A 17,889-nucleotide genomic window follows, 5' to 3' on the forward strand; every position below is an offset into this window, starting at 1 on the left:
AGGCCGTACCCGGGCGGGTACGGCCTGCGGTGGTGCCACGACCTGGGTGTCAGTGGAAGAAGTGACGCGTGCCCGTGAAGTACATGGTCACGCCCGCCTTCTTCGCGGCCTCGACGACCAGCTCGTCACGGACCGAGCCGCCCGGCTGGGCGACGGCCTTGATACCGGCGGCGGTCAGGATCTCCAGGCCGTCGGGGAAGGGGAAGAAGGCGTCGGACGCGGCGTACGAGCCACGCGCCCGCTCCTCGCCCGCCCGCTCGACGGCCAGCTTCGCGGAGTCGACGCGGTTGACCTGGCCCATGCCGACGCCGACCGAGGCGCCGTCCTTGGCGAGCAGGATCGCGTTGGACTTCACCGCGCGGCTCGCCTTCCACGCGAAGGCGAGCTCCCTGAGCTCCTCGGCGGAGAGCGCCTCGCCGGTGGCGAGGGTCCAGTTGGCCGGGTCGTCGCCGTCGGCCTGGAGCCGGTCGGTGACCTGGAGCAGCGCGCCGCCGTCGATCGGCTTGACCTCGACCTCGGCGGACGGGGCCTCGGGGGCGCGCAGCACGCGGATGTTCTTCTTGCGGGCGAGGACCTCGACCGCGCCCTCCTCGTACGCCGGGGCGACGATGACCTCGGTGAAGATCTCCGCGACCTGCTCGGCCATCTCGACGGTCACCGGGCGGTTGACGGCGATGACGCCGCCGAACGCGGACAGCGGGTCGCAGGCGTGCGCGTTGCGGTGCGCCGTCGCCACGTCGTCCGCGATGGCGATGCCGCACGGGTTGGCGTGCTTGATGATCGCGACGCACGGCTCCGCGTGGTCGTAGGCGGCACGGCGGGCGGCGTCGGTGTCCGTGTAGTTGTTGTAGGACATCTCCTTGCCGTGCAGCTGCTCCGCCTCGGCGAGGCCGCCCTCGCCGGAGGTGTAGAGCGCGGCGGGCTGGTGCGGGTTCTCGCCGTAGCGCAGGACGTTCTTGCGCGTGAAGGTGTCGCCGAGGAACCCGGGCAGACCGGAGTCGCCGTCGGCCGCGTAGTCCGCGGCGAACCAGGAGGCGACGGCCACGTCGTACGCGGCGGTGTGCTGGAAGGCCTCGCCGGCCAGCCGCTTGCGGGCGGCCAGGTCGAAGCCGCCGGCCTCGACCGCGGCCAGGACATCGGCGTAACGCTCGGGGCTGGTCACGACCGCCACGGACGGGTGGTTCTTGGCGGCGGCGCGGACCATCGAGGGGCCGCCGATGTCGATCTGCTCCACGCACTCGTCGTCGGAGGCACCGGACGCGACGGTCGCCTTGAACGGGTACAGGTTGACGACCACCAGGTCGAACGGCTCCACGCCGAGCTCGGCGAGCTGCTCGCGGTGGGAGTCGAGGCGCAGGTCGGCGAGGATGCCGGCGTGCACGCGGGGGTGCAGCGTCTTGACGCGGCCGTCGAGGCACTCGGGGAAGCCGGTGAGCTCCTCGACCTTGGTGACCGGGACCCCGGCGGCTGCGATCTTCCCGGCGGTGGAGCCGGTGGAGACCAGCTCGACACCCGCCTCGTGCAGACCGCGGGCGAGGTCTTCGAGCCCCGTCTTGTCGTAGACACTGACCAGGGCGCGGCGGATGGGCTTATTCACCGACATGACCGAGATGAACCTTTCGTCCCTCAATGCGATAGCCGTCACGGGCGAGCCGCCCCACGGCCTCGACGAGCAGCTTGCGCTCGACTTCCTTGATGCGTTCGTGGAGGGCGGCTTCGCCCTCCGCCGTTTCCTCTTCGGTCACCTCGACCACGCCCTGCGCGATGATCGGACCGGTGTCGACGCCGTCGTCGACGAAGTGGACGGTGCACCCGGTGACCTTCACGCCGTACGCGAGCGCGTCGCGGACGCCGTGAGCACCGGGAAAGCTGGGGAGCAGGGCGGGGTGGGTGTTGACGACACGGCCACCGAACTCGGCGAGGAATCCCTTGCCGACGATCTTCATGAACCCGGCGGACACCACGAGGTCCGGGCGGTGCTCGGCCACGGCCGCGGTCAGGGCCGCGTCCCAGGCGTCGCGGCTCGCGTATTCGCCGAGCTTGCACACGAAGGTGGGGAGCCCGGCGCGCTCGGCGCGCTCGATGCCGACGGTGCCGTAGCGGTCCGCGCCGACGGCGACGATCCGGGCACCGTAGCCCTCGGGGTCGTCACCGATCGCGTCGAGCAGTGCTTGGAGGTTCGTGCCTGAGCCGGAGACGAGCACGACCACACGGGCCGGAGCGGCGGAGGGGGGCGGGGAGGCCACGGCAGGGCCCTTTCTCGCGTGGTGGAGCGGATACGCGATGTACAGGAGGTGCGTTTGTATGGTCGTACGAAAGAGGCTCGTCCCCCGATACGGGGAACTCTACGAACGTTCCGGCCGTCAGCAACGATACCGGCACTCCCAGCGGCCCCCACGGGACGGGGGCGTGACCGAGAGGTAGCGTCAGGGGACAGGGAACCGCCCCCGGGCGGAAATGACGAGATGGGGAAGACGTTCACCACATGCCGGACCGCCTCCGCACCGCCCTTGGCCACCCGCTGCCCGAGCGGGCATCCACGCTGATGCGGGAACGCCAGTCCTCTTCACCGGACTCCTCGTCGGGCTCGGGTTCCTCGACGGGGTCCACTTCTTCGGGGGCCTCGGGGTCCGCTTCAGGGTCCCCCTCGGGGTCCGCTTCGGGGTCCTCCTCGGGGTCCGCTTCGGGGTCCTCCGACGACAATCCGTTCGCCGCTCCGCCCGAGGACCGGCCCGACCAGCCTTGGCAGCCCCGCCACCCGTCCCACACGCCGGGGAACCACGGCAACGGCGACAACGGCGAGGGCCGCCCCGACGACCGGCCGGTCTGGGGCAGCCAGTGGAGCGACCGGCAGCCGGGCCGGCAGGGCGGTGGCTTCGGCAGTCGCCCCGGCGGCACCGGTGGGCCCGGCGGCCAGGGCGGCGGGCCCGAGGGCAACCCCGGGCTCCGCTGGGACCCGACGGACCCCGCCCAGCGGCGCGCACGCTATGCGGTGCTGGGCGGCATGTGGGCGTTCTTCTTCGCCCTGTTCGACTTCCCCGAGATCGCGCTGCTCCTGGGCGCCCTCTCCGTGTACTGGTCGATCAGCGCGCTGCGCGGGGGCCCGCGCAAGACCCAGGCGGCGGGCGCCACGGGCACGGGTGCGACCGCGGACACGAGCGGTCCCGACCGGACACCCGCCCCCACGCGGCCCGGCACCCCGCCCGGCGCCCCGGGCACCGCGCAGTACGCCGGCCGCCAGCAGACGACGGCGGCCGTCAGCGGTCTCGTGACGGCGCTGCTGGCCCTGGCGATCGTCGCCACGGGCTACACGGTCCAGCTGGTCTACCGCGACTACTACACCTGCGTGAACGACGCGCTGACCAAGTCCGCCGCCGTGTCCTGCAACGACAAGCTGCCCGACCCGCTGGAGCCCTTCTTCGGCGTACGGGAGTAGTCCCGCCCGTCCCCCGCACCCTGCCTGCTCCACCCGCTCCGCGCGATCACTGCGGAGCGGAATCCCGGCCGGAATCCGAGTGCCCCCGGGCACCCGGGTCCCGGCCGTCCGGCTCCTCGGGGCCGGACGGGGGCGTCGGCGGGGGGCCGGGCGGGGTCGCGCTGCCGGATGTGGACGCGGCGCCGGGGGCGGGCGCTGTGCCGGACGTCGACTGGGTGCCGGGGGCGGGCGCGAGGGCGGGGTCGAGTGCCCTGCCGGAGCTCTGCGCCGTAACGGGGCCGGGTGCCGCACCAGGTCCGGTCGCGGTGCCAGGTCCGGTTGCGATGCCGGGTGCGGCGGCGGCCGGTCCGGAGGCGGGTAGTCCGGAGGCCGCCGGCCCGGAGGCGGGTGCGGGCGTCGACGCCGGTTCCGCCCCGGGCAGTGGCACCGCGGCCGGCACCGGATCCGGCCCCGGCAGGCCGGCCATCAGGCCCCCCGAGTTCTTCTTCAGCGCGGCCCAGCGCGCCTGCCTCGCACCGTCCTCGTGCCACGGGTCGGCCGACAGGAACTCGTACGGATCGGAGTCCTCGTCCGCTCCCCCGAGCCCGAGCCCGCTCGCCGCGCCTCGCTCCGCCCTCTTGCGTTCCGCCGTGCGCTCCGGCTTCTCCTCCGGGAGTTCGGTCCCGGTCTCCGCGGGCTCCGCCTTCGCCGCGTCCCACCGCCATCCCCACCGCTGCTCCCGCAACCTCCAGGCCCTGATCAGCAGCGCCACCGGTACACCGATCACGGCCGTCCACGCGAGGGCGGCGGGACCGACCAGCCACCAGACCGGGCCGAACTCCGCGAGCGCCCCGGTGCCCAGCGGACCGCCCGAGGCCGCAGCCAGTGCCGCGGCCCCGACCCCGCAGCCGACGGCCGCCAGCCCTGCCACCAGGGCCGTGTGCCCCTGGCTCCACGCCCCCTCGCGCGCCCCGCGCACCGGCGCCGCCCCCCGCGCGGTGAACCGGGCGACGGCCAGGGCGGCGAGAACCGGCACCGCGACCGCCGACCAGTTCGCCGCCGTACCCGGGCCGTGGGAGGGCACCGCGGCGAGCAGCGGGAACTCCGGCAGCGCGGGAGGCCCGGTGAAGGCGAGGGGCGTGGCCGTCGACGCCGTACCGAGGGCGAATCCCGGCCCGAGCCCGTAGGCGGCCCCCCACATCGCGGCGTTCGGCACGAGGGCTGCCGCCAGCAGCAGCACGGAGACCCTGCCCGCCCAGTCGCCCGACAGCCCGACGAAGGACTCCCGCGCCGCCCCCGCGTGCCACATCAGCGCCCCCGCGACCAGCACCGCCCCGCCGCCGAGCAGGACCAGCATTCCGGCGGCGGCGGATCGCAGGGCCGTACCGGCCTTGGCCCGGAAGCGGGCACGGGCGGCGGCTTCCTGCACGCTCAGCGGCGCCCAGACCAGCAGCGGGGTCAGCGGGCGGCCACGCGCGGCCCAGACCCCGGCGGCTGCCGCACCGGCCACCACGCAGGCGACGGGGAAGCCGAGCGAGGCCCGCTCGGGGGACAGTCCGCCGCCCCGCGCGTACTCCGCCGCCCCCAGCACCACCAGGAGGTATCCGGCGCTCACCGCACAGAAGATGCCGACCGCCGAATGCCTGCCCTGCGCCTCCTTCCCGCTCTCCACCGCGTCCTCGCCCACGCCCTCCGGGTCGGGGTCCGCCGAGTCCCTGGCCGCCCGGTGGATGAGCCACACGGGCAGCGCGACGAGCAGCAGCGGCACGGTCGCCACGGGCGACGGGTGTCCGCCGACGGTGTCGGCCCTGACCAGTTCGGCACCGTGGGCGAGCAGCCAGAGCGAGGTCGCCACGTGGAAGGCGCCGTCCGGCCCGCTGTCGGGGTACGGGGAGCTGATCCACAGCACCATGACCACGACGGCCAGCGAGCCGAGCCCGAGCCCCGCGGCGATCACCCCGCGCACGAACGCGGAGACGAGTGCGACGGACCTGCTTCGCTCGGCGGGCAACATCGTGCTGCGCTCGGTCACTTGGGTCACACGGCCATGCTGCCAACGACACGCCCTTATTCCGTGTAACGGGCGAATGGCCGCTGTGTCGCTCAATATACGTTTATGTGCTTTTTCACCCAGTTCAGTGCCCTCGGGGACGGAGGCCGGGCATGACACGGAGCGCCACCGGCCCGGCCCCCGCCGCCCCGCTGCCCTCCCCCGTGGAGCGCCGCAGACTGCGCGAGGCAAGGGCACTGAGTGAGGAACAGGTCGCGACCGCCGTGGGCGTCACGCCCGCCACCGTCCGCGCCTGGGAAACAGGGCGCGCGAGCCCACGGGGCCGTCGGCGCAAGGCCTACGCCAGGCTGATCGGCTGCGCCGGGGACCGTCCCGCGCCGCCCCCCTCCGTCGAAGCCAACGGGAGCAGCGCGATGTCCCCGACCGAGCCCGGCGCCGGCGCCGCCGAGGGCGCCCCGACCGCATCCGTGACCCCGGGGGCGGACGGGCCGTCACCGGACGGGCCGTCACCGGACGGGCCGTCAACCGCCGTGCTCACCGCATCCGCCGTACCCACCGCATCCGTCGGCGGCGGCCCGCCCCCCGGAACGCCCGCACCGGACGGGCCGTCACCGGATGACGCTCAGGGGCCCGCCCCGGACGCCACGGACACCCCGGGCCCGCAGGGGCCGGAGAGCGCGGAGAGCCCGCAGAGGCCCGGGGGCCTCACCGCGGAGGAGGCGTTCGACGCGCTGTACGCCTATGCCGCGCCCGGCCTCACCCGTCAGGCCTATCTGCTGACGGGCCGTCGGAGGCTCGCCCGGGAGGCGGTCGAGCACGCCTTCAGGATCGCCTGGCAGCGCTGGCCCGAGGTGGCCAGGGACCGGGACCCGGCGGGCTGGGTGCGGGCGGCGGCGTACGAGTACGCGATGTCGCCCTGGCACCGGCTGCGCCGCACCCATCGCCTCCCGGACGCGCTGCCCGAGGACGCGGCGCGGCGCGCGCTGCTGGATACGCTGCTCGCTCTGCCGCCCGCGTCCCGCCGCACCCTGCTGCTCCACGACGGCGTGGGCCTGGGGCTGCCGGAGACCGCCGCGGAGACGGAGGCCAGCACCCCCGCCGCGGCGAACCGGCTGATCAACGCGCGGGCCGCCGTCGCCGAGCGGCTGCCGGAGCTGACGGAGCCCTTGGAAACCGGCGGCCGGTCCGAGGTGCTGCACCAGCGGCTCGGCGCGCTGGCCCTCGGCGAGGACGTACCCGAGCCGCCGCCGGCCCCCGCCGTGCGCGCGGGCAGCGAGCGCGTCGCGCGGCTCTGGACCCGGGCGGCGATCGGCTTCGCGGTGCTGCTCGTCGGGACGACGGCGTTCACGCTGCAGACGGCCCCCACCCAGTACGAACAGCCGCTGTATCCGGCCGAACGGGTCGGCGGCGTACCTCCACGGGGCGGCCCCGAGAAGCTGACTCCCCAGGACCTGAAGCTGCAGAAGGCTCTGCGGGGCGAGCTCGCGCACGGACCGGAGCGCCTGGTTCCGGAGATTCCCTGACGGGCGGCTCCCGAGGTTACGCGAACGGCGCGGGCCCGCACCTCCTTCTCAGGGGGTGCGGGCCCGCGCCGTGCCGCAGTGCGGCGGCCGAGCGGTGGACCGTCAGCCGTTGAGGATCTCGCGCGCCAGCTTGGCGGTCTCGGTCGGCGTCTTGCCGACCTTGACGCCGGCGGCCTCGAGGGCCTCCTTCTTCGCGGCGGCGGTGCCGGAGGAGCCGGAGACGATGGCGCCGGCGTGGCCCATGGTCTTGCCCTCGGGGGCGGTGAAGCCCGCGACGTAACCGACGACCGGCTTGGTGACGTTCTTCGCGATGAAGTCGGCGGCGCGCTCCTCGGCGTCGCCGCCGATCTCGCCGATCATCACGATGAGGTCGGTGTCGGGGTCCGCCTCGAACGCCGCGAGGGCGTCGATGTGCGTCGTGCCGATGACCGGGTCGCCACCGATGCCGACGGCGGACGAGAAGCCGATGTCACGGAGCTCGTACATCATCTGGTAGGTCAGCGTGCCGGACTTGGACACCAGACCGATGCGGCCGGGCTTGGTGATGTCGCCCGGGATGATGCCGGCGTTGGACTGGCCGGGGGTGATCAGGCCGGGACAGTTCGGGCCGATGATCCGGGTCTTGTTGCCCTTCGAGCCGGCGTACGCCCAGAAGGCGGCCGAGTCGTGGACGGCGATGCCCTCGGTGATCACGACGGCCAGCGGGATCTCGGCGTCGATCGCCTCGACGACGGCGGCCTTCGCGAAGGCCGGCGGCACGAAGAGGACCGACACGTCGGCGCCGGTCTTCTCCATCGCCTCGGCGACGGAGCCGAATACGGGTACCTCGGTGCCGTCGAAGTCGACGGAGGTGCCCGCCTTGCGGGGGTTCACGCCACCGACGATGTTGGTGCCGTCGGCCAGCATGAGCTTGGTGTGCTTCATGCCCGTGGCGCCGGTCATCCCCTGGACGATGACCTTGCTGTCCTTGGTGAGGAAGATAGCCATGGTGTTGGAGTCCCTCGTCCTTTACTTCGCAGCCGCGGCGAGCTCGGCGGCCTTGTCGGCCGCGCCGTCCATGGTGTCCACACGCTGAACGAGCGGGTGGTTGGCGTCGGAGAGGATCTTGCGACCCAGCTCCGCGTTGTTGCCGTCGAGGCGCACGACCAGCGGCTTGGTGACGTCCTCGCCCTTGGACTTGAGCAGCTCCAGGGCCTGGACGATGCCGTTGGCGACCTCGTCGCACGCGGTGATGCCGCCGAAGACGTTGACGAAGACGGACTTGACGTCCGGGTCGCCGAGGATGATCTCCAGGCCGTTCGCCATGACCTCTGCGGAGGCGCCGCCACCGATGTCGAGGAAGTTGGCGGGCTTCACGTTGCCGTGGTTCTCACCGGCGTACGCGACGACGTCCAGGGTCGACATGACCAGACCGGCACCGTTACCGATGATGCCGACCTCGCCGTCGAGCTTGACGTAGTTGAGGTTCTTGGCCTTGGCGGCGGCCTCGAGGGGGTTGGCCGCGGCCTTGTCCTCGAGCGCCTCGTGGCCGGGCTGGCGGAAGTCGGCGTTCTCGTCGAGAGACACCTTTCCGTCCAGGGCCAGGATGCGGCCGTCCTTGGTCTTCACCAGCGGGTTGACCTCGACGAGGAGCGCGTCCTCGGCGACGAAGGTGTCCCACAGGGTCACCAGGGCCTCGGCGACACCCTCGGCCACCTCGGCCGGGAACTTCGCCTGGGCCACGATCTCGCGGGCCTTCTCGATGTCGACGCCGTCGACGGCGTTGACCGGGACCTTCGCGAGGGCCTCGGGGGTCTTCTCCGCGACCTCCTCGATGTCCATGCCGCCCTGCACCGACGCCATGGCGAGGAAGGTGCGGTTGGTGCGGTCGAGGAGGTACGAGACGTAGTACTCCGCCTCGATCTCCGGGGACAGCTCGGCGATCATCACCTTGTGGACCGTGTGGCCCTTGATGTCCATGCCGAGGATGTCGGTCGCACGCGCGACCGCCTCGTCGGGGGTGGCAGCCAGCTTGACGCCGCCGGCCTTGCCGCGGCCGCCGACCTTCACCTGCGCCTTGACGACGGACTTGCCGCCCAGCCGCTCGGTCGCCTCGCGGGCTGCCTCAGGCGTGTCAATGACTTCACCGGCCAGCACCGGTACACCGTGCTTGGCGAAGAGGTCCCTCGCCTGGTACTCGAACAGGTCCACGCGCGTCCGTCCCTTTTAGTGGTCTCGCGGTTCGTTTTCTGCGTGGGCGTGCCGCGAGGGCAACGTGACTGCGCAGTCACTAGGGAGGCGCACACGGTGACCGGGTACGCGGCATGTCCATCCGGCAGGTTATCCCCCGCGCGAGTCCGGACCCTAAATTGCGGATCACACCTGAGCGGTGATACCGGTCACAGATCACGCTGGTGGCCGGGGTGTCGCGGACAAAACGGCGTGCCGTGCGGGTAGGGCCCGGACCGTCGGTGACGAGGTGCGGACCGTCTGGTTCCGCTTATCCGCCGGTGTCGGGCACCGGCAGGGGCCGCTTCTCGACCGCCGCCGCCATCACCTCCGGGAACAGGTCGGGAGTGCAGGCGAAGGCCGGTACGCCGAGCGCCGCCAGCGCGGCGGCGTGCTCCCGGTCCCAGGAGGGCGCTCCCTCGTCGGAGAGCGCCAGCAGGGCGACGAACTGCACGCCGGACGCCTTCATCTCGGCGACCCGGCCGATCATGCCGTCGCGGATTCCTCCCTCGTGGAGGTCGCTGATGAGCACGACGACGGTGTCCGCCGGACGGGTGATTCTCGACCGGCAGTAGGCGAGGGCGCGGTTGATGTCCGTCCCGCCACCGAGCTGGGTGCCGAACAGGACGTCGACCGGGTCGTCGAGCTGGTCGGTGAGGTCGACGACGGCCGTGTCGAAGACGACGAGCCGGGTCGACAGGGTGCGCATGGACGCGAGGACCGCGCCGAAGACCGAGGCGTGGACGACGGAGGCGGCCATGGAGCCCGACTGGTCGACGCAGAGGATGACGTCCTTCTTCACCGACCGGTCGGTGCGTCCGTAACCGATGAGGCGCTCAGGGACGACCGTGCCCGCTCCGGCCGCTCTTCCCGCCCTCTCCTCCCCCTCGGCACCAGCCCGACCGGCCCCGTCGGCGCCGGGGAACGGCACGTAGTTCTTGAGGTTGGCGCGGATCGTGCGGTCCCAGTCGATGTCCCGCCCACGCGGCCGTCCGGTCCTGGCGGTGCGGTCCAGGGCGCCGGTGAGCGTCGCCCTGGTGCGGGTGGCCAGCCGGTGCTCCAGGTCGTCGACGACCTTGCGTACGACCGCTCGGGCCGTCTCCCGCGTGGTCTCCGGCATGGCCTTGCCGAGCGAGAGCAGAGTTCCGACCAGGTGTACGTCCGGCTCGACGGCCTCCAGCATCTCGGGCTCCAGCAGCAGCGCGGACAGTCCCAGGCGGTCGATCGCGTCACGCTGCATGACCTGGACGACGGAGCTCGGGAAGTACCGGCGGATGTCCCCGAGCCAGCGGGCGACGGACGGCGCGGAGGCCCCGAGCCCTCCGGAACGCTCGGCCGGCCCCCGGCCGCCCGGCTTCTTCGCTCCGGTCCCGTCGCCGTAGAGCGAAGCCAGCGCCCCGTCCATCGCCGCGTCACGGCCGGTGAGCTCCTGGCCCGTGGTCCCGGCGCTGTCCGCGCCGAGCACCAGCCGCCAGCGCCGCAACCGCTCCTCGTCGGCGGGTGTCACGGTCATCGCCCCCTCCCCTTCCTCTCTCGTGTCCGCCGTCCTCGTGGGGGCCGGACGCGCGTCCGGCCGCGCCCCGGTCATCCGGTCGCCTTCCGTCCCGCGGAGGTGTCGAGGCCGAGCAGCAGCCGGAGCACCGGGACCACCGCGTCGGCACGCTCCTCGTCGTGCCCCTCGCCGAAGCCCGGGGCCGCCGCCCCGTCCGTGTCGTGGATGCGCCCTGGGTCCGGTCCCCGGCGGACGAGGTCGCCCAAGGTCCGCCGCACTCCCGGCTCGTAGGCCGAGAACGTGCGGCGCAGCAGGGGCAGTACGCCGGTGAACTCCTCGGCCGGTATGCCCGTCAGCCAGGTGTCGACGAGTCCGAGGAGCCGCTCGTCGTGGACGAGCAGCATCCCTCCGCCGGTGGCCGCGCCGACGAAGCCCTCGATCCATGCCGCCGCGTCGGCGGGCGGGGTGCCGGGTGAGAGGGTCAGGCCCATCAGCAGTGCCGCCTCGCTCTCGGCGAGCCCTCCGTCGTCCAGCAGCAGTCGTGCGGCGCGGCCCCGGATCACCCCGGCGACCGTGTCCCTGGCGGAGAGCTTGCGCAGGGCGCCGGCCCAGCGCTCGGGAAGGCCCTCGGCGCCCGCGACATCCGCGAGCAGTCCCACGGCGGTGTGCACGCCTTCCACCCGGCCGCGCATCTCCGCCGCTCCGTCCTCGTCGAGGCCGGTGCAGGCGGGAGGCAGTCCGACGCGGACCCGCTCGGCGAGGCCGATGGCGACCTCTCCCAGGGCCGCGGTGTCCGTGGACCGCACGTCCCCGTATCTCAGGGAGCGGGCCAGGGCGGGCAGTGCGTCGGCGAGGTGGCCGACGTCCGCGTCGAGCGCGGCCCGGGCGGCGAGGGCCCGCATCACGACGGGCAGAGCCTCGGTGAGCCCGGCCAGGAGACACCGCTCGGCGAGCGCGGTGACGGAGGCGAGCGACGGCGCCGAGAGGGCGTCCGCCTCGGCCCGCGCGGTCGCGGCGGCGAGCACGGTGGTGCCCCAGACCCCGGCTTCCGCGATCCGCACGAAGAGCTCGGGCTCCCAGCGCAGCCGCCAGCTCTCCCGGAAGGTGCCCGTGCTGCCGCGGCCCGCCGAGGGTGTGCCCCAGTCCACCCCGAGGAGCCTCAGCCGGTGCAGCAGTCTGCTGCGGGCGGCGTCGGTGTCCTTGCGGAGGTCGAGGTCCAGCTCGCGTCCCTCCGCCTCGGGCCGGAGCCGCAGGGTGCGCTGCTGTCTGTCCAGATCGCGCTGGAGAGGGACGGCCGGGGCGGTGTCCGGGACCTCCCCGAGGATCTCGCCGACGACGAGCCGGTCCCGCACGAGGGCGAGCGGCACGTCGGACCCTTCGCACATGACGGCCCGGACCGCGTCGGTGGCCTCGGTCAGACCGACAGCCGGGCGGTCGCGCAGGGCCGCCAGCGTCCCGGCGAGCCGGACGGCCTCGATGACATGCGCGGAGGAGACGGGCATGTCCTCCCCGCGCAGCAGTCCCGCGACCTTCGTCATCCAGCGCTCCACGGGCCGGTCGGAGGAGGCGAACAGATGGCCGTACCACCCGGGGGACTCGATTCCCGCGCCGTATCCGCTGTGCCGGGCGAGCCGGCGATGGGTCCAGGGCACCCAGGTCAGCTCCGTCCTCACCTTGGGGATTCCCTTGAGGAGCGACCGGTCGGCGGCGACGGTGGCGCGTGCGGCGAGCGCGGGCACGTGCCACGCGCCGCACACGACGGCGACGCCGTCTCCGAACTCCTTGCGGGCGGACCGCAGCTGGAGGCGCATGCACGCCTCCCGGACGGCGTCCTGCGGATGGCCCCCGTCCCCGTAGGCCTCGCGCAGCGCCGCCATCGCCTCGGCGAGCGCGGCGAAGGGTGCGAGCGGGTCGGCGGGCCGCCCGTCCGCCGCGCGGTGCTCGACGACGTCCTCCCACCAGCGCTCCGGGTCGTCGTAACCCGCGGTCCCGGCGAGTATCCCGATCGGATCGACGATCCGTCCGTCCTCCCCCGGCTGCCTCTCCGCATGCTCCGTCATCGCCAGGGAGTTGGCGGCGGGGAGATCCGCGAAGCGCACCGGAACGCCGTGCGCCAGAGACCAGCGGATCGCCACCCACTCGGGAGAGAAGTCGGCCATCGGCCAGAACGAGGCGCGCCCCGGGTCGTCCACGGCATGGGCGAGCAGCGCGACCGGCGGCCGCATCCGGGCGTCGCCGGCGAGCGGCAGCAGCGCGTCGGCCTCGGGCGGCCCCTCGATGAGCACCGCCCGGGGCCGTGCGGCCTCCAGCGCCGCGTGGACCGCGCGTGCGGAGCCGGGGCCGTGGTGGCGCACCCCGAGCAGCAGCGGCCCTCCGTGCACGGTGGGTGCCGGGGCGCGGGACGTCATGCGGCCGCCTCACGGCAGGCGCGGTAGAAGTCCTGCCAGCCCTCGCGCTCCCGCACGACGGTCTCCACGTACTCCTGCCAGATCAGGCGGTCCGACGCGGGATCGCGGACGACTGCGCCGAGGATGCCGTCCACCACGTCGCCGGGGCGCAGGACGCCGTCGCCGAAGTGGGCCGCGAGCGCGAGGCCTCCGGTGACGACGGAGATGGCCTCGGCCGTGGACAGCGTCCCCGACGGGGACTTGAGCTTGGTGCGGCCGTCGGCCGTCACTCCGTCGCGCAGTTCACGGAAGACCGTGACGACGCGCCGGATCTCGGCCAGGCCCTCGGGCGCCGCGGGCAGGTCGAGCGCGTGGCCCGTCTGAGCGACGCGCCGGGACACGATGTCCACCTCGTCCTCGGTCGTCGCGGGCAGCGGGAGCACCACGGTGTTGAAGCGGCGGCGCAGGGCGCTGGAGAGCTCGTTGACCCCGCGGTCGCGGTCGTTCGCCGTGGCGACGAGATTGAACCCCCGGACGGCCTGGACCTCCTGGCCCAGCTCGGGGACCGGGAGCGTCTTCTCCGACAGGATCGTGATGAGTGCGTCCTGCACATCGGCGGGGATACGGGTGAGCTCCTCGACGCGGACGGTCATGCCTTCGCCCATGGCCCGCATGACGGGACTGGGCACCAGGGCCTCGCGGCTGGGGCCGTCGGCCAGCAGCCGCGCGTAGTTCCACCCGTAGCGGACGGCTTCCTCGGGGGTGCCCGCGGTGCCCTGGACGAGCAGGGTGGAGTCCCCGCTGACGGCCGCCGCCAGATGCTCGGACACCCAGGTCTTGGCGGTGCCCGGCACACCTAGCAGGAGCAGGGCACGGTCGGTGGCGAGCGTGGTCACGGCGACCTCGACGAGGCGGCGCGGTCCTACGTACTTCGGTGTGATCAGGGTGCCGTCGGGGAGTGTCCCGCCGAGCAGATAGGTGCAGACGGCCCAGGGCGAGAGCTTCCAACGGGCGGGCCTGGGACGGTCGTCGGCGGCGGCGAGCGCCTTGAGCTCACCGGCGAAGGCGTGCTCGGCGTGCGGCCTCAGGGCTTCGCGGGCTGCGTCGGTCTGTTCGGACACGGTCATGGATCCCCCTCCGGATCGGTCGATCCGATGCGGTTTCCACGGTGCACCATGCCACTGACAATCGGTCCCGGCCGGTGCGGCCGGGACCGATGCGGAACGGACGGAGCGTCAGCCCGTGACGGGGGAGACCGCGACGCAGCCGCCGCTGGTGAGGATCTCCTCGCCCTTCGCCTCCTCTATCACCTTGCCCTTGTACGTGATCGTGCAGGCGATGTCGGCCGCGCCCTCGGCGGTCCCCACGGGCATGACCGCGGGCGGCATGATCCCGCGCAGAGTGACGGTCTTCTTCCACGGCAGTGCGGGTGAGTCGACCGTCTCGATCTTCGGTTCCATGGCCTTCCCGCCACCGCCGTGGAACTGGATCTGCTCGGCGCCCGTACCGGTGACCTCGTACGTCACCTCGTACGTCTCGTCCACGATGTCGTCGACCGTGTCCACTGCTGATTCGGAACAGGCAGCCGCGGTGAGTGCGAGGCCGCAGACGGCAAGCGCCGCGGCTCCGGCACGGATGGTGCGTCTGAGATGGGTGGTGCGCGTGGTGCGATACATCAGATTTCCCCCGTTGTTTCTCGAAACACTCTCTCCCTCGCAGGGAAGCGCACGGAGGCGAAACGGTCAAGTCACCTCGGAGCGGGCGGAGTCGCAGGTCAAGGCCGATTGTCAGTGGGGCGTTCTAACGTCGTTCCCATGATGGTGTCCAACGGGGGAAAACCTTCGCGATCCGCCGGTCCCGGGGAGGTCCGGGCCGAGGACGTGACTGCCGCCGCGCGCTCGGCGGCGGCCGTCCGGCGCGCCGGCCGCAGGGCCGAGCGCATCACCGGCGGCGCTCAGGAGCTGGAGCAGCGCCTCACCGACCTGCTGCGCGGCGGCCTCGCGGCGACCGACCGGCCCGGCCACGGCCTGTGGGAGGAGACCGCCGCCCGCATGGTCGACGCCCAGGCTCCCGGACTCGCCGCCCGGGTGCGGGAATTGGGCGCGGTCCCGGCGTCGGGTTCCGGCTGGCCCGTGCGACTGCTGGAGGAGTGTGCGCTCCTGCATCTGCTGGACACGGCCTGGCTCGGCCTCGACCGGCTGCCCGGCCCGCTGGCCTCGACGGTGCGTACGAGAGTGGGGCTGACCGGCTCCGCCGACGGCCCTGCCGTCCGGGACCACTGGCTGGTCCTCGCTCAGTACGACACACCGGACGGCAGGATCGTCACCCGCCGCATCTGGCTGTACGGCAGGGAGTCGGCGCACACGGCCCTGCTCCTCTCCTACGGGGCGCCGGGGCGGGGACCGGCACCGTCGCTGCCGGCCGGCACGGTGATCGACGCCGAACTGACGCCGTATCCGGGCGGTGGAGGCCTGCGGGCCGAGCTGGGCGAGCGGTTCGGTGAACCCGTCGCCTCGGCGGCGCCGCCGCCGGGCGGGACGACGGCCGACGCCCTCGCGGCGTACGGGCGCGCCCTGCGGGACGATCCCTGGCTGGAGGCCTGGCCGTTCACCCTGGGCGACGTCATACCCGCGCCGTCCGGGGACGGCTGGCAGCTGGTCGGCGCGGCGGACGGTTCCGCGCTGCCGATCGTCCCCCGGGCGCTGTCCCGGCCGGGCCTGTGGAAGCTCGTGGCGCTCTCCGGCGGCGGCCCGCTGACCGTGTTCGGGGAGTGCGGCCACCGGGGGTTCGACCCGATAGCGGCATGGTGCGCGGGGCCCTCGGGTGGGGCCGGGGAGGGATCGGCCGTGGCGCTCGTCTGAGGTCTTCGTCCGAGGCGCATCGCGTTGTCCTCGGCCATCCCGCCATCCCGCCATCCCGCCGCCCCGTTCCCCTGAAGCGCACGTGCTCCTGAAGCACACGTGCTCTTGAAGCTCTTGAAGCGCACGTGCTCCTGAAGCACACAGGCGACGCACCCACGAACCGCACACAGCCGACCGACGGAGGGACCGATGCCCACCACTCGCACGACGACCGGCACACTCACGGGCGCCCGTTGGGAAGACCTCGTCACCTCGGCGCTGCTCGGCACCGAGCGGCGCCCCCTGCGGGCGGAGGGCGGCAGCCCGGCAGGACCGTCGGAGCTGCTCGACGCGGCAGCGATGCACACCGTGCGGCGCAGGGCCTCGCTGCGGCCGGCCGCCGGGGCGGCCGTGCCCTCGCCCGCACCCGACGATCCGCGGCGCCCGCTGCCCGCAGCCGCCCGGCACCGACTCGCCCAGCTGCTCGCCGACCACTCGGCGCCGCCCGGCGGCGGGCGGCGCGGAGCGGCCCCCGATCTCACCGAGCTCATCCCCCAGTGGCTGATCACCGCGGGGGCGCGCGGCTTCCGCGCACCGGCGGAGCTGCTGCCCGCGCTGCTGGACGCGGCCCGGGCGCGTACGGACCTGCGCCCGCTCGCCCTGGCGTTCGCCGGGCCGCGCGGGCTCTGGCTGGCCGGGCTGAACCCGGAGTGGAGGTTCGCACTGCGGGCCTCGTCCCAGGGGGCACACCGGCCGGACCCGGAGGACCCGGAGGCGGTGCGCGAGCTCTGGGACGAAGGGCTGTTCGCGGAGCGGGTCGCGCTGCTCGGCGCCGTACGGGAGCGGGATCCCGGCGCGGCCCGGTCACTGCTCGCCGGCACCTGGTCCACGGAGCGGGCCGAGGACCGGCTGATGTTCCTGGACTCCCTGCGGGCCGGGCTCTCGGCGGCGGACGAGGCCTTCCTCGAAGAGGCCCTGGCGGACCGCAGCCGCAACGTCCGCGCCACAGCGGCCGAACTGCTGTCCGCGCTGCCGGAATCGGCGCTCGCCCGTCGGATGGCGGCCCGGGCCAGGTCCTGCGTGAACCCGGACCGCACGGAGGGCGCGGTGTCGATAGCCGTGGAGGCGCCGCACGAGTGCGATGCCGCGATGCAGCGTGACGGTGTCGTGCCCGTGCCGCCGTCGGGGCGGGGCGAACGCTCCTGGTGGCTGGGCCAGTTGGTGGAAGCGGCCCCGCTCGGCGTCTGGGTGGAGAGGTTCGACGGCCGCACGCCCCAGGAGCTCGTGGCACTGCCGGTCGCCGACGGCTGGGCCGGGGAGCTGCACGCCGCCTGGTGCCGGGCGGCGGTGCGGCAGCGGAACCCCGACTGGGCGAGGGCTCTGCTCGGCGCCCCTTCGACACCCCCGGCCAACGGCCCGGGCACCGCGTCCCTGGCGGAGCGGTCGAAGCTCCTCGCCACCCTGCCGTCCGCCGAGCGGGCGCTCTGGGTCGCCGGATTCGTGGCGGCGCACGGTCTGTCCGAGGCCTTCCAGCTGCTCGGCGTGTGCGCCGTGCCCTGGGACGCGCCGCTCGGGCGGTCGGTGGTCGACGCGCTGGACATCGCCAGGGACGCGGGCAGCTACCCCTGGAGCTTCAGCGGAGTGATGGGGCTGGCCGAGCGCTGCCTGAATCCCGCCGAGGCGGACCGTCTCGCTGTGCTCACGACCACCCCGGACGAGCCGGAGGACGCGTCACCCGGCGCGGGGGGCTACTGGTCGGAGGCCTTCCAGCGCCTGGTCTCCACCCTGCGCCTGCGCGCCACGATGGACGCCGAACTGGCATCGGATGCCCCGGCCGCCCCGGAAGGTACGGGCAGCACCCGGGCCTGACCAGCCCACCAGGCCGGACGCGCCTGGTCGGGCCACCCGCAGATCCGACACGGCCGCCCGGAACCCACCGGCCCGGACCCTCCGCCCCAGGAACGCGGACGCAGACCGCCTCCCCGAGCCCACTCGCCCACGAACGCGGGCGCA

At 73.7% G+C, this 17,889-nt stretch carries 13 protein-coding genes; 4 read left to right on the top strand and 9 right to left on the bottom strand.

Translation table 11 applies throughout. The annotated features are described in order from the left end of the window. Window positions 1-49 precede the first annotated feature (49 nt). Entirely contained in the window at window positions 50-1,603 is a 1,554-nt protein-coding gene (gene purH, locus ACWCQM_RS16145; protein WP_450915932.1) for a bifunctional phosphoribosylaminoimidazolecarboxamide formyltransferase/IMP cyclohydrolase, read from the bottom strand. Further along, entirely contained in the window at window positions 1,590-2,246 is a 657-nt protein-coding gene (gene purN / locus ACWCQM_RS16150) for a phosphoribosylglycinamide formyltransferase (RefSeq protein WP_450915933.1), read from the bottom strand. The genes purH and purN overlap by 14 nt, the downstream gene beginning before the upstream one ends. Window positions 2,247-2,485: 239 nt before the next feature. Between purN and ACWCQM_RS16155 the strand changes: the two genes are divergently transcribed. After that, window positions 2,486-3,436 (top strand): hypothetical protein, encoded by a 951-nt coding sequence (locus ACWCQM_RS16155; RefSeq protein WP_450915934.1) that lies wholly within the window; start codon window positions 2,486-2,488, stop codon window positions 3,434-3,436. Between the two features lie 46 nt (window positions 3,437-3,482). Here the strand turns inward: ACWCQM_RS16155 and ACWCQM_RS16160 are convergent, their stop codons facing one another. After that, entirely contained in the window at window positions 3,483-5,447 is a 1,965-nt protein-coding gene (locus ACWCQM_RS16160) for a cell division protein PerM (protein WP_450916085.1), read from the bottom strand. Window positions 5,448-5,578: 131 nt separating this feature from the next. Between ACWCQM_RS16160 and ACWCQM_RS16165 the strand changes: the two genes are divergently transcribed. After that, entirely contained in the window at window positions 5,579-6,949 is a 1,371-nt protein-coding gene (locus tag ACWCQM_RS16165) for a helix-turn-helix domain-containing protein (RefSeq protein WP_450915935.1), read from the top strand. A 102-nt stretch (window positions 6,950-7,051) separates the two neighbouring features. On the opposite strand, the gene sucD is transcribed toward ACWCQM_RS16165, so the two are convergent. From sucD to ACWCQM_RS16195, 6 genes are all read right to left on the bottom strand, one after another. Then, window positions 7,052-7,936 carry a succinate--CoA ligase subunit alpha gene (gene sucD, locus ACWCQM_RS16170; protein WP_450915936.1) on the bottom strand — a complete coding sequence of 295 codons (885 nt, stop codon included), beginning with the start codon at window positions 7,934-7,936 and terminating at the stop codon, window positions 7,052-7,054. A gap of 21 nt (window positions 7,937-7,957) precedes the next feature. Further along, on the bottom strand, window positions 7,958-9,139 hold the full coding sequence (gene sucC, locus ACWCQM_RS16175; RefSeq protein ID WP_450915937.1) for an ADP-forming succinate--CoA ligase subunit beta: 1,182 nt from the start codon (window positions 9,137-9,139) through the stop codon (window positions 7,958-7,960). Between the two features lie 289 nt (window positions 9,140-9,428). Further along, the gene (locus tag ACWCQM_RS16180) at window positions 9,429-10,670 is read right to left on the bottom strand and encodes a VWA domain-containing protein (protein WP_450915938.1); all 1,242 of its coding nucleotides are present in this window, start codon (window positions 10,668-10,670) and stop codon (window positions 9,429-9,431) included. 71 nt (window positions 10,671-10,741) lie between these two features. Beyond that, window positions 10,742-13,057 (bottom strand): DUF5682 family protein, encoded by a 2,316-nt coding sequence (locus tag ACWCQM_RS16185; RefSeq protein WP_450915939.1) that lies wholly within the window; start codon window positions 13,055-13,057, stop codon window positions 10,742-10,744. Then, window positions 13,054-14,163 (bottom strand): ATP-binding protein, encoded by a 1,110-nt coding sequence (locus ACWCQM_RS16190; protein ID WP_450915940.1) that lies wholly within the window; start codon window positions 14,161-14,163, stop codon window positions 13,054-13,056. The genes ACWCQM_RS16185 and ACWCQM_RS16190 overlap by 4 nt, the downstream gene beginning before the upstream one ends. A gap of 108 nt (window positions 14,164-14,271) precedes the next feature. Further along, window positions 14,272-14,712, bottom strand: a complete 441-nt coding sequence (locus ACWCQM_RS16195) for an MmpS family transport accessory protein (protein ID WP_450915941.1) — start codon at window positions 14,710-14,712, stop codon at window positions 14,272-14,274. On the opposite strand from ACWCQM_RS16195, the gene ACWCQM_RS16200 reads away from it, so the two are divergent. Both ACWCQM_RS16200 and ACWCQM_RS16205 read left to right on the top strand, forming a co-directional pair. After that, window positions 14,686-15,897 (top strand): hypothetical protein, encoded by a 1,212-nt coding sequence (locus ACWCQM_RS16200; RefSeq protein ID WP_450915942.1) that lies wholly within the window; start codon window positions 14,686-14,688, stop codon window positions 15,895-15,897. The genes ACWCQM_RS16195 and ACWCQM_RS16200 overlap by 27 nt on opposite strands. A 189-nt stretch (window positions 15,898-16,086) precedes the next feature. Beyond that, entirely contained in the window at window positions 16,087-17,745 is a 1,659-nt protein-coding gene (locus tag ACWCQM_RS16205; protein ID WP_450915943.1) for a DUF5691 domain-containing protein, read from the top strand. The last annotated feature ends 144 nt before the right edge of the window (window positions 17,746-17,889 follow it).

Source organism: Streptomyces sp. NPDC002125, assembly GCF_053593715.1.

Coding starts and splice junctions, on each gene's coding strand:
- purH (WP_450915932.1), bottom strand. CDS start 1,603: ATGTCGGTGAATAAGCCCATCCGCCGCGCCCTGGTCAGTGTCTACGAC.
- ACWCQM_RS16155 (WP_450915934.1), top strand. CDS start 2,486: ATGCCGGACCGCCTCCGCACCGCCCTTGGCCACCCGCTGCCCGAGCGG.
- ACWCQM_RS16165 (WP_450915935.1), top strand. CDS start 5,579: ATGACACGGAGCGCCACCGGCCCGGCCCCCGCCGCCCCGCTGCCCTCC.
- sucD (WP_450915936.1), bottom strand. CDS start 7,936: ATGGCTATCTTCCTCACCAAGGACAGCAAGGTCATCGTCCAGGGGATG.
- ACWCQM_RS16180 (WP_450915938.1), bottom strand. CDS start 10,670: ATGACCGTGACACCCGCCGACGAGGAGCGGTTGCGGCGCTGGCGGCTG.
- ACWCQM_RS16185 (WP_450915939.1), bottom strand. CDS start 13,057: ATGACGTCCCGCGCCCCGGCACCCACCGTGCACGGAGGGCCGCTGCTG.
- ACWCQM_RS16190 (WP_450915940.1), bottom strand. CDS start 14,163: ATGACCGTGTCCGAACAGACCGACGCAGCCCGCGAAGCCCTGAGGCCG.
- ACWCQM_RS16200 (WP_450915942.1), top strand. CDS start 14,686: ATGGGTGGTGCGCGTGGTGCGATACATCAGATTTCCCCCGTTGTTTCT.
- ACWCQM_RS16195 (WP_450915941.1), bottom strand. CDS start 14,712: ATGTATCGCACCACGCGCACCACCCATCTCAGACGCACCATCCGTGCC.
- ACWCQM_RS16205 (WP_450915943.1), top strand. CDS start 16,087: ATGCCCACCACTCGCACGACGACCGGCACACTCACGGGCGCCCGTTGG.